15 protein-coding genes and 1 pseudogene are annotated in these 20,430 nt (G+C 60.6%); 10 read left to right on the top strand and 6 right to left on the bottom strand.

All coding sequences use genetic code 11. From position 1 onward, the window contains the following. Positions 1-19 precede the first annotated feature (19 nt). Together CMG77_RS01125 and CMG77_RS01130 are read right to left on the bottom strand one after the other, a co-directional pair. The gene (locus tag CMG77_RS01125) at positions 20-1,840 is read right to left on the bottom strand and encodes an ATP-binding protein (protein WP_286807281.1); all 1,821 of its coding nucleotides are present in this window, start codon (positions 1,838-1,840) and stop codon (positions 20-22) included. Positions 1,841-1,902: 62 nt separating this feature from the next. Beyond that, a complete protein-coding gene (locus CMG77_RS01130) occupies positions 1,903-3,180 on the bottom strand; it encodes an O-acetylhomoserine aminocarboxypropyltransferase/cysteine synthase family protein (RefSeq protein ID WP_024461197.1) in 1,278 nt (425 codons plus the stop codon). A gap of 359 nt (positions 3,181-3,539) precedes the next feature. Here CMG77_RS01130 and CMG77_RS01135 point away from each other — a divergent pair. The 5 genes and pseudogenes from CMG77_RS01135 to CMG77_RS01155 all read left to right on the top strand — a co-directional run bounded on the left by CMG77_RS01135 (position 3,540) and on the right by CMG77_RS01155 (position 11,196). Then, positions 3,540-7,304: pseudogene (locus CMG77_RS01135) on the top strand (nitrate reductase subunit alpha). A gap of 8 nt (positions 7,305-7,312) precedes the next feature. After that, positions 7,313-8,845, top strand: a complete 1,533-nt coding sequence (gene narH, locus CMG77_RS01140) for a nitrate reductase subunit beta (RefSeq protein WP_286903466.1) — start codon at positions 7,313-7,315, stop codon at positions 8,843-8,845. A 41-nt stretch (positions 8,846-8,886) separates the two neighbouring features. Further along, positions 8,887-9,582: a nitrate reductase molybdenum cofactor assembly chaperone gene (gene narJ, locus CMG77_RS01145; RefSeq protein ID WP_502691720.1), complete on the top strand. Its 696-nt coding sequence runs from the start codon at positions 8,887-8,889 to the stop codon at positions 9,580-9,582. Beyond that, positions 9,582-10,277 carry a respiratory nitrate reductase subunit gamma gene (narI, locus tag CMG77_RS01150; protein ID WP_286903468.1) on the top strand — a complete coding sequence of 232 codons (696 nt, stop codon included), beginning with the start codon at positions 9,582-9,584 and terminating at the stop codon, positions 10,275-10,277. The genes narJ and narI overlap by 1 nt, the downstream gene beginning before the upstream one ends. 151 nt (positions 10,278-10,428) lie before the next feature. After that, the gene (locus tag CMG77_RS01155; protein WP_286807286.1) at positions 10,429-11,196 is read left to right on the top strand and encodes a peptidylprolyl isomerase; all 768 of its coding nucleotides are present in this window, start codon (positions 10,429-10,431) and stop codon (positions 11,194-11,196) included. A gap of 14 nt (positions 11,197-11,210) precedes the next feature. Here the strand turns inward: CMG77_RS01155 and CMG77_RS01160 are convergent, their stop codons facing one another. From CMG77_RS01160 to CMG77_RS01170, 3 genes are read right to left on the bottom strand one after another with little or no spacing between them, the layout of a single operon-like run. Beyond that, entirely contained in the window at positions 11,211-12,683 is a 1,473-nt protein-coding gene (locus CMG77_RS01160) for a PhnE/PtxC family ABC transporter permease (RefSeq protein ID WP_286807287.1), read from the bottom strand. Positions 12,684-12,702: 19 nt separating this feature from the next. Continuing rightward, on the bottom strand, positions 12,703-13,356 hold the full coding sequence (locus CMG77_RS01165) for an ATP-binding cassette domain-containing protein (protein WP_286807288.1): 654 nt from the start codon (positions 13,354-13,356) through the stop codon (positions 12,703-12,705). After that, the gene (locus tag CMG77_RS01170) at positions 13,356-14,225 is read right to left on the bottom strand and encodes a putative selenate ABC transporter substrate-binding protein (RefSeq protein ID WP_286903469.1); all 870 of its coding nucleotides are present in this window, start codon (positions 14,223-14,225) and stop codon (positions 13,356-13,358) included. The genes CMG77_RS01165 and CMG77_RS01170 overlap by 1 nt, the downstream gene beginning before the upstream one ends. Positions 14,226-14,459: 234 nt before the next feature. On the opposite strand from CMG77_RS01170, the gene senB reads away from it, so the two are divergent. The 5 genes from senB to CMG77_RS01195 all read left to right on the top strand — a co-directional run bounded on the left by senB (position 14,460) and on the right by CMG77_RS01195 (position 19,432). Next, positions 14,460-15,446: a selenoneine biosynthesis selenosugar synthase SenB gene (gene senB, locus CMG77_RS01175; RefSeq protein WP_502691721.1), complete on the top strand. Its 987-nt coding sequence runs from the start codon at positions 14,460-14,462 to the stop codon at positions 15,444-15,446. Between the two features lie 152 nt (positions 15,447-15,598). Continuing rightward, positions 15,599-16,513 carry a metal ABC transporter solute-binding protein, Zn/Mn family gene (locus CMG77_RS01180; RefSeq protein WP_502691722.1) on the top strand — a complete coding sequence of 305 codons (915 nt, stop codon included), beginning with the start codon at positions 15,599-15,601 and terminating at the stop codon, positions 16,511-16,513. Beyond that, a complete protein-coding gene (locus tag CMG77_RS01185; RefSeq protein ID WP_286903472.1) occupies positions 16,510-17,304 on the top strand; it encodes a metal ABC transporter ATP-binding protein in 795 nt (264 codons plus the stop codon). The genes CMG77_RS01180 and CMG77_RS01185 overlap by 4 nt, the downstream gene beginning before the upstream one ends. Continuing rightward, positions 17,301-18,512, top strand: coding sequence for a metal ABC transporter permease (locus CMG77_RS01190; RefSeq protein ID WP_286807293.1), 1,212 nt, complete (start codon positions 17,301-17,303; stop codon positions 18,510-18,512). Before CMG77_RS01185 ends, CMG77_RS01190 begins: the two co-directional genes overlap by 4 nt. Then, complete coding sequence (locus tag CMG77_RS01195; RefSeq protein ID WP_286903473.1) at positions 18,509-19,432, top strand: metal ABC transporter permease; 924 nt, start codon at positions 18,509-18,511, stop codon at positions 19,430-19,432. The genes CMG77_RS01190 and CMG77_RS01195 overlap by 4 nt, the downstream gene beginning before the upstream one ends. Positions 19,433-19,453: 21 nt before the next feature. Here the strand turns inward: CMG77_RS01195 and CMG77_RS01200 are convergent, their stop codons facing one another. Then, entirely contained in the window at positions 19,454-20,419 is a 966-nt protein-coding gene (locus tag CMG77_RS01200; RefSeq protein WP_286807295.1) for a pectinesterase family protein, read from the bottom strand. Between the last annotated feature and the right edge of the window lie 11 nt (positions 20,420-20,430).

Here is a 20,430-nt window from a genome sequence, read left to right on the forward strand (position 1 = left end):
CTCTCCTCCGTAGTTGGTTTTAAGCTTCGCGGGCAAACACGCCTGCCTGGCGCAGGCAGTCCGGCGTGAACAGGAACTGGACCCGGGTGCCGCCTCCGGTGCGGTTGCCGATGGTCACCTCGCCGCCGAGATTTTTGCTGCGCTCCTGCATGATCGCCATGCCGTAATGGTTCAGCTTTTCGGGGTTCTCCGGAATGCCCACCCCGTCGTCGTCGATCACCACCGACACTTTATTGTGCCGGCGCTCAATCTGGATATCGACGCGCTGGCCCTGGCTGTGGTGCAGGGCGTTCTGGGTCGCCTCGCGCACAATCTGCAGTAGGTGGATTTCTTCGTTCGGCGTTAGCGGCAGGCTTTCCAGTTGGTAATCCAGCTCGATGGTCATCTCGGTCTGGGCGCTGAGCTGCTTCACGCTGGTTTGCAGGGCGCCGAGCAGCCCGGGGCCGTCCACTTTCAGACGGAAAGTCGTCAGTAGTTCGCGTAGCTGCCGGTAGGCGGAGCTCAGCCCCTCCTGCAATTCTTTGGAGACGTCTTCCAGCGTTTGCTTGTCGTCCTTGGCCAGCGCCCGGTTCAGGCGGGTGACCTGGATTTTCAGATACGACAGTGCCTGGGCCAGGGAGTCGTGCAGCTCCCGGGCGATCACCGTGCGCTCGTGGGCCAGGGACAGTCGCCGCGCGTTGTCTTCTTCCGCCTGCAGGCTCAGTGCCATGGCGATCTGGTCTGCCACCGACTGCAGTAATTGCTGCTGCCAGGGGGTGAGGCTGCCGCTGTCGCCCATACGACACACCAGTACGCCGTAGTGTTGCTGGTCGCGGTTCATGGGGAAACTGTAGCGATAGACGGGATCCGGCAAACCGGTGCCCTGGGCATTGCTCAGCAACTCGCCGCTCAGGCAATCACCGCAGTTACGGGTCATACAGATATCGTACTCGCTGTCCTCGGGTTTGACTTGACGATAGGGATGATCGCCAGCGGAGGTAATCAGGCACAGTTCCAGATCGTCCACTTGGGCGACTTCGGCGGCACGGGTGATGATTGGCTGAAAGTCGATGCCCTCGGGCTCCTGCTCGATGATCGTCTGAGCGGTCTGGTACAGAAACTCCAGCGTCGTATTGCTGCGCTGCAGCTCCCGGGTCTGTTGGGCAATCTGGGCTTCCATTTCCCCATGGGCGTAGGCGATGGCGCGGCTCATCTGGTTGAACGACTCGGCCACTTCGCCCAGCTCATCCATATAACGCGGCGCCAGTCGGTGCTCGTAGTCGCCCTGGCTGACCCGGCGGGTGACCCCCAGCAGCTCGGCCAGGGGCTGCTCCACCCGCAGGTGAAGCCAGTACACCACCACGGCGGCCAGCGCCAGAATGGTAAACAGGGCAATCACCTGAACCAGGCGCAGCAGCGAGGCATTGGTTTCGGCGTGACGTTGCAGTTCACCGACCGTGGCGTCGATCTGCTCGACCAGGGCCTCGGTGGCGGCAATGCGCTCGTCGGCGTTCAGGTTGTTGAGTTGCGTGCGCAGCTGTCGCCACTGGGCTTCGGTGGTTTCCAGCCGCTGTTCGAGCGCCGGGCTGCGGTGACGCAACAGCTCAAAAAGGGGGTGATTCCAGGTGCTTTCCAGTTGACCGAGGACCTGTTCGCGGCGCTCGGTGCTGGCGGCGGGGCTCTCTTCCAATGCCAGCAAGTGGTAGGTGTGCATGCGCAGGGAGCCGGCCAGGTTGATGGCGTGGGCGTCACTGTCGGCCCGGTCGGATAACCAGTAGGACGCGGCCATGGTCAGGGCGGCCAGAGCGACGATGCCCGCGAGGGCGAGCTTGATACTGAGAACCAGGGATTGGGTGCGCATAGCGGTGCCGTCTGAACGGGCCGGCCGGGACTTGAGTCCCGGCCGGCGTTTGACCGATGGGATCAGCTGCTGACTTTCTCCAGGGCCTGATCGATATCGGCAATAATATCATCGATGTGCTCAATACCAATGGACAGTCGCACCAAGTCCGCCGACACACCCGCGGATTTCAGCTCTTCCTCGTTCAACTGACGGTGGGTGGTGGTGGCCGGGTGGCAGGCCAGGGATTTGGCATCGCCGATGTTCACCAGGCGCAGAATCATCTGCAGCGCGTCGATAAACTGCGCCCCCGCTTCCTTACCGCCCTTGATACCGAAGCTCAGAATACCCGAGGCGCGTCCGCCGCTGATTTTCTGGCACAGGCCATTGTAGGGGCTGTCCGGCAGGGCGGCGTAGTTCACCCAGTTGACCTTGGGGTGCTGCTTCAGGTGTTGGGCGACCTTCAATGCGTTCTCGCAGTGACGCTCCATGCGAATGCCCAACGTCTCCAAGCCCTGCATGATCAGGAAGGCGCTGTGCGGTGCCAGGGCCGAACCGGTGTTGCGCAGCGGTACCACGCGGCAGCGGCCAATGTAAGCGGCCTCGCCCAGGGCTTCGGTGTAAATCACATTGTGGTAGGAGGGGTCCGGCTCATTCAGCATCGGGAAGCGTTTTTTGTTGGCGACCCAATCGAATTTGCCCGAGTCCACAATAACGCCGCCCACAGTGGTGCCGTGGCCACCAATGTATTTGGTCAGGGAGTGGACCACGATGTCCGCGCCGAACTCGAACGGCTTGCACAGGAAGGGGGTGGCGACGGTGTTGTCCACAATCAGCGGAATACCATGGCGGTGGGCGATGTCCGCCAGTGCTTGCAGGTCCACAATATTACCGGCGGGATTGCCAATCGACTCGCAAAACAGCGCCTTGGTTTTGTCGTCGATCAGGCTTTCCATTTTCTCCAGATCATCAAAGGACGCCATGCGCACATCGATGCCCTGACGGGGGAAGCTGTGGGCAAACAGGTTGTAGGTGCCGCCGTACAACTGACTGGTGCTGACGATATTGTCGCCGGCATCGGCGATGCATTGAATGGAGTAAGTAATCGCGGCCATACCCGAGGCCAACGCCAGGGCACCGATACCCCCTTCCATCGCCGCGACCCGCGCTTCCAGTACCGCGTTGGTGGGGTTCATGATGCGCGTGTAGATGTTGCCCTGCACCTTCAGGTCGAACAGGTCGGCACCGTGTTGGGTGTCATCAAAGGTGTAGGAGGTGGTCTGATAGATGGGGGTGGTGGCCGCATGGGTGGTCGGCTCGGGCTCGTACCCGCAGTGTAGGGCCAGTGATTCCAGCTTCATGGTCGGTTCTCCAAACAGGGCGCCGGTGGCGCGGGATTGTTGTTTTAAAGGATCGGAGACTGTACCACATCCAGGAATGAAAATGACTCGCAAAAACCCCACGTCTCTTACGGGATACCACCGATGAATTGAAGGGCGCCCAAGTCGTGGTTTTGTTGTCAGTTGGAATCCATGAGGTCAACGAAATCAATGGGTTAGGGGATCGGTGCGATACCTCCAAGGGGGTAGAAGGGGGCATTTGAAGGGCGTTGGGGGCAGTGGCGGGCTCGCGGATTATTGCGCACTATGAACGGGTGAAATTGATACCGAGCGATGCCCTGANCCGGGCATTGTCATAGCCTCTGTTCAGGAGTCCGCGAATGAGTCACCTTCTCGACAAGCTGCGCTACTTTCAGGCGCAGCGAGAACCTTTTGCCGAAGGCCACGGCGTTACCACCGATGAAGATCGCCAATGGGAGCGCGGCTATCGCCAGCGCTGGCAGCACGACAAAATTGTGCGCTCCACCCATGGNGTGAACTGCACCGGTTCCTGCAGCTGGAAAATTTACGTGAAGAACGGTCTGGTCACCTGGGAAACCCAGCAGACNGANTANCCGCGNACNCGNCCNGANCTGCCCAACCACGAACCTCGNGGCTGCCCNCGCGGTGCCAGNTANTCCTGGTANATCTACAGCGCCAACCGCCTGAAATACCCCAAGGTGCGCCAGTCCCTGATGAANCTCTGGCGCGAAGCCCGTCAGGAGCACACCGACCCGGTGGCCGCCTGGGCGTCCATTGTNGAAGACCCGGCCAANGCGAAAAGCTACAAATCCCGTCGCGGCCTCGGTGGCTTTGTGCGGGCGCACTGGGACGAGGTGAATGAAATCATTGCCGCCTCGAACGTCTACACCGCAAAAACCTATGGNCCGGACCGGATCACCGGCTTCTCGCCCATTCCCGCGATGTCNATGGTGTCCTACGCCTCCGGNGCCCGTTANCTGTCCCTGATNGGCGGCAACTGCCTGAGNTTTTACGANTGGTACTGCGANCTNCCTCCCGCCTCACCACANGTCTGGGGCGAGCAGACCGACGTGCCGGAATCCGCCGACTGGTACAACTCCTCCTACATCATCTGCTGGGGTTCCAACGTNCCCCAGACCCGNACCCCGGATGCCCACTTCCTGACCGAAGTNCGCTACAAGGGCACCAAGGTCATCAGCATCACGCCGGACTACTCCGAAGTNGCCAAACTGACCGANCAGTGGTTGGCACCGCGCCAGGGNACCGATGCGGCCCTGGCCATGGCNTTCGGTCACGTGATCCTGAAAGAGTTCTACGTNGACTCCCAGAGNGAGTACTTCACAAATTATGTGAAGCGCTANACCGATATGCCCAACCTGGTCATNCTNGATGACGAAGGCGGTCGTCTGCAGCAGGGTCGCTTTCTGCGCGCGGCGGATCTGGTGGATAACNTGGGCGAGGAAGCCAACCCGGACTGGAAAACCATTGCCATTAACAGCGACGACCAGCGNCTGGTCAGCCCCAANGGCTCCATCGGTTACCGCTGGGGTCGCCCGGAGGGCCAAGCCGGCCGGTGGAACCTGGAGAACCGCGATGGCAAAACCGGCGANGAAGTGGATCTGCAGCTGTCCCTGAAAGGCAACAGCGATGANGTGGCCGAAGTCGCGTTCCCCTACTTNGGTTGTAAAGAGCACGACTACGGTTATTTCCAGCACACCGAACACGCCGAAGTGCAGATGCGCAAGGTGCCGGCCAAACGCGTCAAGCTGGCCGATGGCCGCGAGGTGTTGGTCGCTACCGTGTACGACCTNACTCTGGCCAACTATGGCGTGGACAATGGTCTGGACGATCCCAACTGCGCCCAGAGTTTTGATGACGACAANCCCTACACNCCCAAGTGGCAGGAGCGCGTGACCGGGGTCAAACCCGAGCATGTGATCCGCGTTGCCCGGGAGTTTGCCCGCACCGCCGATAAAACCCACGGCCGCTCCATGATCATTGTNGGNGCCGGNATGAACCACTGGTTCAACATGGACATGAACTACCGCGGCCTGATCAACATGTTGATGATGTGTGGCTGCATCGGTCAGAGCGGCGGCGGCTGGGCGCACTATGTGGGTCAGGAAAAGCTGCGCCCGCAGACGGGCTGGCAGCCCCTGGCCTTTGGTCTGGACTGGCAGCGTCCGCCCCGGCAGATGAACGGTACCTCATTCTTCTACGCGCATTCCGATCAGTGGCGCTACGAAAAACTGAACATGAGCGACCTGGTTTCGCCCNTGGCGAACAAGGACAAATGGCAGTCCAGTATTCTGGATTACAACACCCGCGCCGAGCGCATGGGCTGGTTGCCGTCCGCNCCGCAGTTGGCGACCAANCCGCTGAANCTGGCCGAAGCCGCCAAGGCGGCCGGTAAAGACGTCAANGANTATGTGCGCGATCAGTTGGTCAGTGGCGAGCTGAANTTCGCCTGCGAAGATCCGGACAGCCCNCAGAACTANCCGCGCAATATGTTCATCTGGCGTTCCAACCTGCTGGGNTCCAGCGGCAAGGGCCACGANTACATGCTGCGCCACCTGCTGGGNACCAANCACGGCCTGATGAACAAAGACCTGGGCGAAACCGGCGAGGCCAAGCCCGAGGACGTCACCTGGCGCGATGAGGCGCCGGAGGGCAAGGTGGACCTGTGGGTNACNCTGGANTTCCGTATGTCCACCACTTGCCTNTANTCCGACATCGTTCTGCCGACCGCGACCTGGTACGAAAAGGACGATATGAACACCTCGGATATGCACCCCTTTATCCACCCGCTNACCGAAGCGGTGGACCCGGTGTGGGAATCGCGCAGCGACTGGGACATTTTCAAAGGCATCGCCAAAAAATTCTCCGCGNTGAGCAACGGCCATCTGGGGGTGGAGCAGGATGTGGTGACCACACCCATCATGCACGACTCCCCGGGAGAAATGGCNCAGCCCTACGGCGTCAAAGCCTGGTGGAAAGGCGAGTGCGATGCGGTACCCGGCNTGACCATGCCCAACATCAACGTNGTGGANCGGGACTACCCCAACACCTANCACCGCTTCACCTCNCTCGGNCCCTTGATGGACAAGCTGGGCAATGGCGGNAAGGGCATCAACTGGGATACCAAAGAGGAAGTNGAATTCCTCGGNAANCTCAACCGCGTGCATCANGAAGAGGGCGCCAACCAGGGCCGCCCGCGGATCGAGTCCGCCATTGATGCCTGTGAAGTGATNCTGTCCCTTGCGCCGGAAACCAACGGCCATGTGGCGGTAAAAGCNTGGGACGCCCTNGGCAAAATTACCGGNCGGGATCACAAGCANCTGGCGTTGCCCAANGANGANGANAANATNCGCTTCCGNGACATNGTCGCCCAGCCGCGCAAGATCATTTCCTCNCCCACCTGGTCGGGTCTGGAAGACGAGCANGTGTCCTACAACGCNGGCTANACCAACGTGCATGANCTGATCCCNTGGCGCACCATCACCGGTCGTCANCAGTTCTATCAGGANCACGAGTGGATGCTCGACTTCGGTGAGCANCACTGCCTGTACAAGCCGCCGGTAAACCTGAAAACCGTCGAGCCNATTCTCAATCAGCGNAGCAANGGCNACAAAGAGCTGGTGCTCAACTGGATNACCCCNCACCANAAATGGGGCATCCACAGCACCTACTCGGACAACCTGCTGATGCAGACCCTNTCGCGCGGNGGCCCGATNGTGTGGCTGAGCGAGAANGACGCGAAGGAAGCGGGNATTGAGGATAACGACTGGATCGACGTGTTCAACGTCAACGGCGCTATCGCCTGTCGTGCGGTCGTCTCNCAGCGGGTGCCCGAGGGCATGAGCATGATGTATCACGCCCAGGAGCGGATCATCAACACNCCNGGATCGAACCTGACCAAAACCCGCGGCGGGATTCACAACTCTGTGACCCGNGCGGTGATGAAACCCACNCATATGATCGGTGGCTACGCCCAACAGGCNTACGGCTTCAACTATTACGGCACCGTAGGCTGNAACCGCGACGAATTCGTCATTGTCCGCAAGATGGANAAAGTNGANTGGCTCGAAGAAGACGAGCAGACCACTGACAGCCTGGCTANGTGAGGTAAGNNATGAAAGTAAGAGCNCAAATCGGCATGGTGCTGAACCTGGACAAGTGCATTGGTTGCCACACCTGTTCAGTGACCTGNAAAAACGTCTGGACCTCNCGCGANGGTGTCGAGTACGCCTGGTTTAACAACGTNGANACCAANCCCGGNGTCGGNTANCCCAAAGAGTGGGAAAACCAGAACAAGTGGAACGGTGGCTGGAAACGCGACAAGAAAGGCAANATCAAGCCNCGNATCGGCGGCAAGCTGCGGGTACTGGCNAACCTGTTCGCCAANCCNGATCTGCCGGANATTGACGACTANTACGAGCCGTTCGATTTTGACTANCAGACCCTGCACACNGCCGGTGANAAAAAGCACCAGCCGACCGCNCGTCCGCGCTCGCTGGTNTCCGGTCAGCGGATGGAGAAAATCGAGTGGGGTCCGAACTGGGAGGAGATNCTCGGCACCGAGTTTGAAAAGCGTCGTAAGGACGTGAACTTCGATCAGGTACAGGCCGATATCTACGGGCAGTTTGAAAANACCTTCATGATGTACCTGCCCCGGTTGTGCGAGCACTGCCTGAACCCGGCCTGTGTNTCNTCNTGTCCNTCNGGNGCNATCTACAAGCGCGAGGAAGACGGNATTGTGCTCATTGATCAGGANAAGTGNCGNGGCTGGCGNATGTGTGTCTCGGCCTGTCCGTACAAGAANATNTACTACAACTGGAAGAGCGGTAAGTCCGAGAAATGTACCTTCTGCTATCCGCGNATNGAAGTGGGNCAGCCCACNGTCTGCTCGGAAACCTGNGTGGGNCGNATCCGCTACCTGGGNGTNNTGCTGTACGACGCGGACCGCATCGAAGAGGCGGCCAGTGTGGCCAACGAGGCGGACCTGTACCAGGCGCAACTGGACATCTTCCTGGACCCGAACGACCCGGCGGTGATNGCNGCNGCTCAGGCCGAAGGNATTCCNCAGGGCTGGATCGANGCNGCNCAGAANTCGCCCACCTACAAAATGGCGGTTGAGTGGAAAGTGGCGCTGCCGNTGCACCCGGAATACCGCACCCTGCCCATGGTCTGGTACGTNCCGCCGCTGTCACCGATTCAGAGTGCGGCNGAAGCNGGNCATGTGGGCATGAATGGCGAAATTCCCGANCTGAAATCCCTGCGGATTCCGATTCGNTACCTGGCCAACCTGNTNACCGCCGGGGAAGANCAGCCGGTNGTGGAAGCGCTGGAGCGGATGATCGCCATGCGCGCCTACAAGCGCTCCCAGCATGTGGACGGCGTGGAAGATCTCGAGGTGCTCAAGCAGGTCGGTCTGAGTGTGGCCCAGGTGGAAGACATGTACCGCTATATGGCCATNGCCAACTATGAAGATCGCTTCGTGATTCCCACCAGTCACCGGGCCTACGCCGAAGACGCCTACGACATGAAAGGCGACTGCGGTTTCAGTTTCGGTAATGGCTGTGCGGACGGCACCAGCGAAACCAGCCTGTTCGGCGGCAATCGCGCCGGGGTTCGCCAGATCATTCCTGCCATCCTGCAGGATTAGGAGAAAGACCGATGAAAAGTTTACGCGTTATTTCTCTGCTGATGGAGTACCCCACGGCAGAGTTGATGGAAGCTCAAGACGAGCTCAAAGCTCTGGTCGCCAGTATGAACCTCAAGGGCAAGCAGCGCGATGCGCTGTTGGCCTTTGTCGAGCAGCGCACCNGNGGTGACCTGATGGACTGGCAGTCCGAGTACGATGCGCTGTTTGAGCGCGGTCGTTCCCTGTCGCTNCTGTTGTTCGAGCATGTGCATGGCGAATCCCGGGATCGCGGTCANGCCATGGTGGACCTGATGAACCAGTACCAGCAGGCGGGNCTGGCCATCGACGCCAACGAACTGCCGGACTATCTGCCTCTATACCTGGAGTTTCTGTCCACNCAGGGGCCGGACAACGCGCGCGCGGGANTGCAGGANGTGGAGCANATNCTNGGCCTGCTCGCCGCTCGNNTGAANGAGCGNGANTCCAACTACGCNGCGCTGTTNGAAGCGNTGCTGCANTGGTGTGGCGATCGGGTCAACATCGAGNAGATCCGGGAGCAGGTGGCCGGTGAAGCCCGNGANGATACCCCCGAGGCGNTGGACAAGGTGTGGGAAGAAGAAGCCGTNANCTTCGGCCCGGACGCCCAGGCNGAAGGCTGCAATGTTCAATACCGGCCGGAGTCCGGCCAGCGTCGGGATCAGGAGCAGATACTGAACCTGATGGAACCTCAACCAGTAAAAAATCGTCAGGAGGCATGATGTCCACTTTTCATCTATTCGCGTTTGGCATCTACCCCTATATTGCGCTGGCGGTGATGTTTATCGGTACCTGGATCCGGTACGACCGGGAGCAGTACACCTGGAAGGCCAGCTCCAGTCAGTTGCTGGAGAAGAAGTGGCTGCGCATCGGTAGCATTCCGTTTCACATCGGGATCATCGGCATTTTCTTTGGTCATCTGGTGGGGCTGTTGACCCCGGTGGAGGTGTGGCACCTGTTGGGCGTGAGTGCCAGCGCCAAGCAGATCCTGGCCGTGGTGGCCGGTGGCCTGTTCGGGGTGCTGTGTCTGTTCGGTCTGGTGGTATTGACGCTGCGCCGCCTGTTCCATCCGCGCATCCGTCCCAACAGCAAGCCCATGGATATCGTGGTGTTGTTCCTGCTGTTGGCGCAGTTGTTGCTCGGCCTGGCTTCCATCTTCATCTCCGTTGGTCATCTGGACGGCGCGGTAATGCTGCAACTGATGCACTGGGCTCAGAGCNTCTTCCTGCTGCGCGGGTTGAGTGGTGCGGAATACATTGTCGGTGTGCACTGGATCTTCAAAGCGCACCTGGTGTTGGGGCTGACCATCTTCCTGTTGTTCCCCTTTACCCGTCTGGTGCATCTGTTGAGTGTGCCGGTGAAGTATTTGGGCCGGAATTATCAGGTGGTTCGCCGTCGGGCGAGAGCGTCGATGTAGATCACGTGTGGTTACGGCGGATGCGCTTCGCTCCGATGCGTCGGACCGATCCGCCCTACGCGGGTCTATACCGCTGCGCTCGGCCGTAACCCAAACGCGATCTTTCTACCAAACCCAAAACCCCGACTCCACCTTAAAACGGACTCACACCATGATCACCGTCAACCAAACCCAAATCCCCGAAGACAAAGTCCTCGCGGAAATGCAATACCACCCGGCGGAATCCCGGCGGGAGGCCATGTTCAAAGCGGCCGAATCCCTGATCATCGGTGAGCTGTTTCGACAGCGCGCCAAAACGCTCGGCATTCCGGTCAGTGATGACACCGTGGAAAGCTCCGATGAAGATTTCATCGAAGCCCTGATCGAGCAGGAAGTGGCCATACCCGATGCTTCAGAGGAAGATTGCCGGCAATATTTCGAGGCCAACCCGGGCAAATTCGAAACCTCGCCACTGCTGGAGGTAAAGCACATTCTGCTGGCAGTGCCGAAAGAAGACGACGCCGGACGGGCCGAAGCCAAAATGCGCGCCGATGCCCTATTGGATATCCTCAAGGGCGGTGCCGATTTTGGCAAACTGGCCAAGCGGGAATCTTCCTGCCCCTCGAAAGAAACCGGTGGCAGCCTCGGTCAGCTCAGCAAAGGCCAGACCGTTCCGGAGTTCGAACGTCAGGTGTTCGTCGCCGAGCCGGGCCTGATGCCCCGCCCGGTGGAATCCCGCTACGGGTTTCACCTGGTGTACATCGAGCGCAAGATTCCGGGAAAACCGTTGACCTTTGATCAGGCCCGGGAAAAGATCGCCGAGTATCTGAATGAAAAAGTCCGGCGCAAGGCGATTGCCCAGTACATTCAGGTATTGATCGCGGAGGCGGAGATCGAGGGATACGATTTCCAGGTGGATGGTTCGCCGTTGATGCAGTAGGTCGGGTGCAAACCTCAAGGCTCACTCTGCGCGGTATGCCTTAACCGCAACCGCGCTCGCAACCACCGGGCCAAAATATCCACCCCGATGTTCAACAACGCGGTAATCAAAATCAACACCATCGCCCGGTCGAAGCGAATTTCCTGAATCGCGCTGTCCACATAAAAGCCGAGAGTCGCAATACCCAGAATCCCGAGAATGGCGGTCTCGCGCATGATGATTTCCCAGCGGTAAAACAGGAATGCCAGGAAGGGGCCATAAATCCGTGGCGTCAGTTCATAGCCGTAGCGCTCGACCCCTCGGGGGGCGTCCGGGCGCAGGGTGATTTCGTTGGTGCGCCGGCCGATCAGGTGGCCAATGATACCGCTGTTATGCACCGCCAGGGCGATCACCGCCGGCAGCATGGAGGGGCCCCAGAGCTGCAACAGAATAAACGCCAGCAGATATTCCGGGGTCGAGCGCAGCACCACCAGCACCGTATGGCCGACGGGGCCGGTCAGGCGATTGGTAAAGTGCCGTGAGGCGAGTGGATACAACAGCAATGTCAGAATGCCGGTCAGTACCAGGGCAATCTGGGTGAGCACCAGAGTATTCCAGATACCCGGCAGTGCCTGGGTGCTGAACAGTTCCGCCAGCCAAAGCCACAATCCCTCCAGCCCCTCACCGTTGTGCAGGGGCGCGGGCACTATGTCCTCGGTGAAAAAACGGGTGACGTTTTGCCAGCGAATCGGCAGGCCGCTGCCGAGCAGAAACGGTGCGGCGATCAGATACAGGGGAATCAGTTTCGGACGGGCCCACAGGCGCAGGGTGCTGATCAGCACATAGAACAGTAACAGTAGCGCGCCCACCACGGCGTAGTGCCCCTGGGCAAACGCCGATTCCAGATAGAAGCCCAGCGTCGGCATGCCCACAAAACCCAGCACCGCACTGGAGCGGATGCCGCATTCCAGGCGGTAGGCGGTGTAGGTGACCAGATGGGGCCAGGCCTGGCTGAACCGGGTGTACACCAGGGCGACGACCGATCCCGTGCCGAAGGGCAGGGTGGTGTGCGGTAGCGGGTCAGTTTCCTCCAGTATTTCGGCGTAGACCTTGCCGAATACGCCCGCATAGGGAATGGCAATGGCGAGCACCCCGGTCAGCGGATGCAGGCCGAAAAACTGCAGAAAGATCAGCGCCCAGAAAAGTTCGTGAATGGCCCGAATAAAGGCGCAAAAAGTGCGCACGATTTTTGAGCTAAATACCAGAGCCAACAGCAGCCCGGCGGTCGCGCCCAGCCCCACGCCGACAAAAGCAAAGGCGAGGGTTCGGACCAGCGCCTCGCCGAGGTAATCAGTCTGGGTGAAGTCGGGGCGAATCAGCCCGGAAAACAGTCGGTCCAACTCACCCCAGGGATCGTGGGCGCTGATGCCCAGGTCGGCGACAAACAGACAGGCCAGGGCCAGCGCGACAAAAGCCAGACTGGTTCTTACACTTGCGGATCGCCACATAAACAGCCCGTTACCCGACTCAGTACAGCGTCAGCAGGTCACTGGCCTGCAGACGATCGCGGGGTTCGTCCAGGGCAATGCCGCCGTCGGCGATACCCACCACCCGATCGGCAAAGTGCAGGGCCAGTTCGACATCGTGCATGGCGAGCACTGACGTGGGGTAGGCGTCGGTGAGTGCCGCCAGGACCCGTTCCACCATGGGGCCATCGAGGGCCGACGCCGGCTCATCCGCCAACAGGATTTCACCTTTCTGGTGAATGACCCGCGCCGCCGCCACGCGCTGGCGCTGACCACCGGAAAGCTCCCCGGTTGCGGTCCAGCATTTGTGGTCGATGTCGAGGGTTTCCAGGATCGGGCGGATCTGCTCGATATCCCGCTTGAACGGGCGTAGCAGAGACAACAGGTTGTGGGTCGTGGAGTGCCGCTTCAGCCCGCCCATATAGACGTTGTGAAACACGCTCAGGGCCGGAACCAGCCCGAGGTCCTGGGGCATCAACGCCGCGCCCAGGGGGCGCCACTGCTGGTACATCAGACTAAGCAGAGTGGACTTGCCCGCGCCGCTCTTGCCCACCAGGGCCACAGTCTGACCGCGCACCACATCAAGGCTGAGAGGGCCGAGTACGCGCAGGTCGCCGTAGTCGGCGACCACATCGGTCAGGGACAGCGCCGTCATCAGTCCAGCAGACCGATTTCTTTGGCCACGTCACGGATGACCGCGTAATTGTCATTACTCGCGGGCACGAACGCGGAGCGGGGGAAGCTTTCCAGCATCGCCGGGTCGTCCATGCCAATCAGCGCCGCTCGCACTTTCTCGGTAAAACCTTCGCCAAAGCGCTCATCCACGTCACCGCGAATGCTCCACTGGTAGTTGGGGTAGCTGGGGGTTTTATACACCACGAAAGCCTCGTCCGGATCGACATTGCCGGCTTCAATTTCGGTTTCCCACACGGTGTAATTCACCGCGCCCAGTTGATAGGCGCCGGAGGCCACCATGGATGCGGTGCGACTGTGGTTGCCGCTGTAGCCGACCCGTGAGAACACCTCATCGGGCGCCTCACCAAAGGCCTCGCGAATATAATACTCGGGCACCAGACGGCCTGAGGTGGAGCCTTTGGAGCCAAAGGTGAAGGTCATGCCCCGCATGGCCTCGGTCAGCCCAGAGTTGGGCTCAAGCCCGGTGCTTTTGTGGGCCACAATATAGGTGTAAAACGCCTGATCTTCGGTCCCTTGGGCTAAAGCCTGGGAGCCGGGTACCCGTTCCCGGGCCTGGACCCCGGAAAGCGCACCGAACCAGGCCAGTTGTACTTGGTCGTTGCGGAAGGCGCTCACGGCTGCCGCGTAAGACTTGACCGGTACAAAGCGCACGTCGACCNCAAGNTCCTCTTCCAGATAGTCCGCCACGGCCTGAAATCGCTCCTGAAGCCGGGTTTCATCNTCATCGGGAATGGCGGTGAACACAAAGGTCTGGGCACTGGCACCCAAGGAGGTCAAGCCCAGCACCACAGCGGTGAAGGCAAAGCGAAGGAGGTTGCGTCCTAACATGGTCAAATCCTCTGGTGTGAGTAAAACTGAATGGGCATTCAATCGGTATGGTACCGGAATCCCGATGATCTGTCCGGGGTGCTCTGATGAGTATAGTGTGCCGGCCGATCCACTACGCGATACGTGAATACCGGGTNAACAGACGCGTCCGAGGCGCACGCGGCGGCGTATGAACGGAATATGCGCTGGACTGTCGTGTTAATCTTCGGCCAGCAAATCGTTCAAAAGGTGGTGATGGTGAAACAACGGGGGCACATCGCATTGATTACGCCCGCGGCGCCGGGCTCCAGGGCCGGCAACCGTGCGACGGCGAGCCGCTGGGCTGGATTGTTGAGGCCCCTGGGCTATCGGGTCTCGATTCATTTGTCGGAGGATGCGCCGACAGGCCGTGCGCCGGACCTGATTCTGGCCCTGCACGCCTGGCGCAGTCACGCTGCCGTCCTTGCCTGGAGGCGGGCCCATCCGGACTCTCCGCTGGTTGTGGTGCTGACCGGAACGGACGTGTACCGGTTTCAGGTCAGCGAGCCCGAGACAGTTTACGCCAGCCTGGATGCGGCGGATGCTCTGATCGGCTTGCACGACTGTCTGGAGGAGGACCTGCCCGAGCGTTACTGGCCGAAGTTGCATGTGGTGCATCAGTCCGCCGAGCCGCTGCCGCCCGGAGTCCCTCAAGCGGTTCGGCGCACGGTGGACATTCTTGTCGCGGGGCACCTGCGGGAAGAGAAGGACTCCCTGCGGGCGGCCATGGCCGTGCGGGATCTTCCTCTGGATTCCCGGCTGAGAGTCGTGCAGTTGGGCGGTGCGCTCTCGGAGGACTGGGCCGAGGCCGCCGAAGANGAGGCGCGACGTAATCCGCGCTATCGCTGGCTGGGGGATCAGCCCCGTTGGCGGGTCAGGCAGTGGATGGGGCGGGCGCGGGCCATGGTCATCAGCTCCCGAATGGAGGGCGGTGCCAATGTGGTCAGCGAGGCCTGTGTCGCCGGGTTACCAATCATTGCGTCGGATATTGCCGGCAACCGTGGGTTGCTCGGGGAGGACTACGTGGGCTATTACCCGATGGGCAACACCGTCGCCCTGCGGGAGTGTCTGTTGCGTATCGAACGAGACCCGGTCTGGNGGCGCCGGCTCAGGGACCAGGTGATGGCTCGAGCTCCCCTGTTTCAGCCCGAGGCGGAGCAGNGCGCTCTGGGGCAGATCATTGAACGGGTCACCTCTGCCTGAGCTATGGTATCTATAAAGTATGATAAATTAACAAATGGCTGTGAAAGGAATAGTCTGTTGTTATTGATTGAACGATCTGAGGAGTTTTTGTGACGCTGACCAAGCGTGTTGCCCTTTCGGCGGCACTGTTAATCACCGGCCTGTTTGGCGGAATGCTGTCCGTTGCGGCGGAGTCANGACTACAGGTGGTGGCGACCACCGGCATGGTGGCGGATGTGGTGCGTGAGGTCGGGGGAGATCACGTGCNTGTCGAAGGGCTGATGGGGCCGGGGGTGGACCCGCACCTGTACCGCCAGACCCGCCGCGATATTACCGCGCTCAGCCGGGCCGATGCCGTTTTCTGGAACGGCCTCTACCTGGAGGCCCAGTTGGAAGAGTTCCTGGANCGTCTGGCCCAGCGTCGTCCGGTNTTCGCGGTAGNGGAAGGNGTNCCCGAGCGCTTGCGTCTGTCGGATGANGAATANCGGAACCAGTCGGATCCNCACGTCTGGATGGACCCGGGNCGCTGGCGCTATGGGGTTGAAGCGGTGCGCAGCGCATTGNTGGAGCTCCGCCCGGANCAGAAAGCCTACTTTGACCAGCGCGCTGANGCCTATCTGAGCGAGCTGGAAACACTCAATGACTACGCNNNTCAGGTGTTGGGCAGNGTCCCGGAAGGTAAGCGGGTGTTGGTNACCGCTCACGATGCCTTCGGCTACTTTGGGGATGCCTACGGATTCGAGGTGCTGGGGATTCAGGGCTTCTCGACGGAAAGCGAGGCCGGTCTGTCGCGAATCGAAGCGCTGGTTGATCTGTTGGTCGAGCGCGAAATCGGGGCGATTTTTGTCGAATCATCGGTGTCGGATCGGAACGTCCGGGCGNTGATTGAGGGCGCCGCCGCGCGCGGTCACTCGGTGCGCATTGGCGGTGANCTGTACTCCGATGCCATGGGGCCCGCCGGCACCTACGAAGGTACCTGGCTGGGAATGATCGATCACAACGTCAGTACCATTGCCCGTGCGNTGGGCGGTGAAGTCCCGTCCNGTGGCCGGCTNGGGAAACTGNAACACGCCGGGGCCAGGGAATGAACGCCAAAGGNCAACTCAGTGAAGCCGTGACCGCCAGNCCNNTATCGATTCAGGGNCTGACCGTCAGTTANGACCACCGGCCCGTGGTTTACTCCGTGGACCTGTTGCTGAAGCCAGGCCGTATGACCGCGATTGTTGGCCCCAATGGCGCGGGCAAGTCAACCCTGCTCAAAGCCGCGCTCAGTATCACCCGCAGCCTGACCGGGGATGTAAGGGTTTTTGGCCGACCGCTGGCGCAGATGACCGAAGACATTGCCTACGTGCCGCAACGCAACAGCGTCGATTGGGACTTCCCGGCCACCGTGCTCGATGTGGTCACCATGGGACTGTTTCGCAAACTGCGCTGGTGGCAGCTGACCCGCCGCAGCCATACCGACAAGGCCATGGAAAGTCTCACGCGGGTGGGGATGGAAGCCTTCGCGGATCGGCAGATCGGTGAACTGTCTGGTGGTCAGCAGCAGCGGGTCTTTCTGGCGCGGGCGCTGGTCCAGAACGCGGCGCTGACCATTCTCGATGAACCCTTCGCCGGGGTGGACGCGGCCACCGAGCGGGCCATTGTCGAGGTCTTGAAGCAGTTGCGCGAAGAGGGGAAAACCCTCTTGTGTGTTCACCACGACCTGTCCACGGTGCGAGATTACTTCGATGACGTGTTGCTGCTCAATGTGCGGCGCGTGGCCGCCGGTCCGGTCGATCAGGTATTCACGGCGGAGAACCTTCAGGCCACCTATGGCGGGCGCCTCAATCCGGTGCAGTTGGAGCGGTTGGTGCCGGCGGTCTCGGAGGAGCCATGATGGACGCCTGGTGGCCGGCACTCATTTTCTCGGCGGGCTATAACACCACGCTGGTGACTCTGGGAGCCATGCTGTTGGGCGCCGGGGCGGGCATGATCGGTGCGTTTGTCCTGTTGCGCAAACGCTCCCTGGTCAGCGACGCCATCACCCATGCCACCCTCCCCGGGTTGGCGATGGCCTTTGTACTGATAGGTGCGGTTCAGGGTGATGGTCGCTGGCTGCCCGGACTGCTATTGGGCGCCGCGTTGAGTGCCGCCCTAGGACTCTGGCTGGTGCAGTGGATCAGCGCCCGCACCCGTCTGGGTGAAGACGCAGCGATTGGGGCGGTCCTGTCCACGTTTTTTGCCTTCGGTGTGGTCCTCATTACGGTCATTCAATCCATGAACGTCACCGGTCAATCGGGCCTGACTGGCTACCTGGTGGGTTCTACTGCCGGAATGTTGGCCGTCGAGGCCAAGCTGATCGCCTCCTGTGCGCTCGGGCTGCTCTTGGCGGTCTTTATTTTGCGCCGGGAATTTTTGTTGGTCTGCTTTGATCCGGAGTTTGCGCAAACCCAGGGGGTCAATACCGGGCGGGTAGACCTGTTACTGTTGCTGTTGTTGATGGCGGTGGTGGTCATCGGCCTGAAGGTGACCGGGTTGATTCTGGTGGTGGCACTCACCATCACCCCGCCGGTAAGTGCTCGCTTCTGGACCAACCGGCCGCCGCGCATGGTGGCGCTGGCGGCGGTGCTGGGCGCCTTGGCGGCTTATCTGGGCGTTACCCTGTCGAGTGCGCGCGCGAGTCTTCCCACCGGCTCATTGATTGTCTTGTCGGCGTTTGCGATTTTTCTGATGTCGTTCCTCGCCGCGCCGCGTCGCGGTGTGTTCGCCTCTTTGCTCGCCCACCAGCGGTTTCGTCGGCGGGTTCATTTGCGCCAGGGGCTGCTGTCGATGTCACGCAACGAGCCAATTTTTGATGGCCTCACGTTGCGGTTGTTACGTCGGGCGGGCCACATCCGGCGCGATGGGGTCGCCACGGCCCAGGGGCGGGCGGCGGCCCGGGAGGCGGAGCATGAAGAGCGGCTCTGGGCCTTGTACCGCCGGCTCTATCCCGGCGACGCCCTGCACCGCGAGCATGCGGGTCTGGATCCGATTGCACGGGTCTTGCCGCCGGATGCCATTGATGAGCTTGAACAGCGGTTGCTCGCGAGCGGGGGTAGGGCATGAGCGATTTCATGATGTTCAGCCTGGTGCCCATGACCGTGGCCATCATTATCAGCATGACCTGTGCGCTGTTGGGCAACTTCCTGGTATTGCGCCGGCAGAGTCTGATCAGCGATGCCATCAGTCACGTCGCCCTGCCGGGCATCGTGGCCAGCTTTCTGCTTACCGGCACCATTGCCTCCACGGCCATGATGCTGGGTGCCGGGGTCTCGGCACTGGTGACGGTGGCCATGATCGACGCCATACGCCGGTTCGGGCGAGTGGAAATCAGTGCGGCCATGGGGGTGACCTTTACCAGCCTGTTTGCCCTGGGAGTGCTGTTGCTGGAAGTGAGTCAGGCCAGCGGCGTACACATTGATGTGCAGCACGCCCTATACGGAAATCTGGAGAGTCTGATCTGGTTTGAAGGCGTCGGTCTTTCATCCCTGGTTGATCCGGCGGCGCTGGCCACTCTGCCACCGCAACTGGCTCGTGTCGGGGGGGTGGCACTGGTGGTACTGGTGTTCGTGGTGGTGTTCCGCCGTCACTTGATTCTGGGAAGTTTTGATTCGGAATTCGCCGCCAGCATCCGCGCCCGCCCGGCGCTGGTGGATCTTCTGCTGGTCACCATGGTGGCGGTGGCGGCCATCGCGGCCTTTGAAGCGGTGGGCTCCATTATCGTGATCGCCATGTTCATCTGCCCGGCGGCGGCTGCCCGCCTGATGACCAATCACCTGGGCAAACAGCTCGCCTGGAGTCAGCTCTTTGCCCTGATATCCGCCGTCGTGGGCTACTGGTTGGCGGGCTACGGCCTGATCGCGCTGGGGCTGGATATGTCGCTGAGCGCCGCCGGCATGATCGCCACCGTGGCCGGGCTTATTCTGCTGCTGACCTGCCTCTGGGGCCCGCAGCGACGCGGCCGTGCGGTGCTTGCGAACGCCTAAGCACCGCTTCGGATCGTCGGCTTATCGAGCGCGATACCAGCCATCCTCACCGAGAATTGTCTCCAGCGTGTAATCGCCGGCCTGTTCGTCACTCAAAGTGGTTTGCCATTTCACCCGCTTGTCGGGCTGCGCGCCTGGTCCGCGGCTGTCGTACTCACCGTAAAGTACGGTGTGCTCCGCGTCCGGCTTGGACCAGTTATGCCAGCCCTCGGGCTTGATGTGTGGCCCCATGTCGGTGTTGATAAACACCGTGCGGGCAAAGTCTCGCCAGGGGCGCCCGAGGTAAACCTCATCTACACCCTCGGCGGCGGTGAGTGTTGCGTTCAGAAACACAAAGCCGTGGGAGATGCCCTCCGGTGTCGAGGCCGCCGTGATATAAGAATCACTTTTCGAGTGGATCTGGCAGTGGTCGAACACCGCCGTGGCGCGACCGAAAATAAAATCCGTGGTGCCTTCGACATAACAGTTCCGGAAGTACTGCCGTTTGCCTTCCCCGGTCAGGTAGAGCGTATCCTGATGGCCGAGAAAGCGGCTGTTGTAAAAACTCACCCGATCGGCATTGACCGCCAGTGCGACCGCCTGGCCCACCGGGCCGGCGGTATTTTCAATGGTCAGATTTTCACCGTGGAAGTCATCGCCATCTACCTGCAGGGTGGCGGTGTGGAAGGTGCTATTGCGGCCCTTGTCGATCTGCTTGAAGTGATCGCCCCAGGTGATGATGGTCTTGCCGGCGTCCTCGCCAATCAGAGACACCATCGGGTTCCACTCATACACACGGACCTTCTCCCGATAAGTGCCGTTCTTGATGTGGATGGTGATGCGTTTGTCGGGAAAGGCTTTGGTGTTATCGATCGCGGCCTGAATGGTGTCGTAATCACCGCTGCCGTCCGGGGCGACGGTCATCTCATAGACGATATCCGCCCGCACAGGCAGGGTCGCCAGCAGTGATAGCATAAAAAATACAACGATACGGTATCCGATCTTCATGGTTGACTTCT

The organism is Marinimicrobium sp., assembly GCF_002695945.1.
Lineage (GTDB): Bacteria > Pseudomonadota > Gammaproteobacteria > Pseudomonadales > Cellvibrionaceae > Marinimicrobium > Marinimicrobium koreense.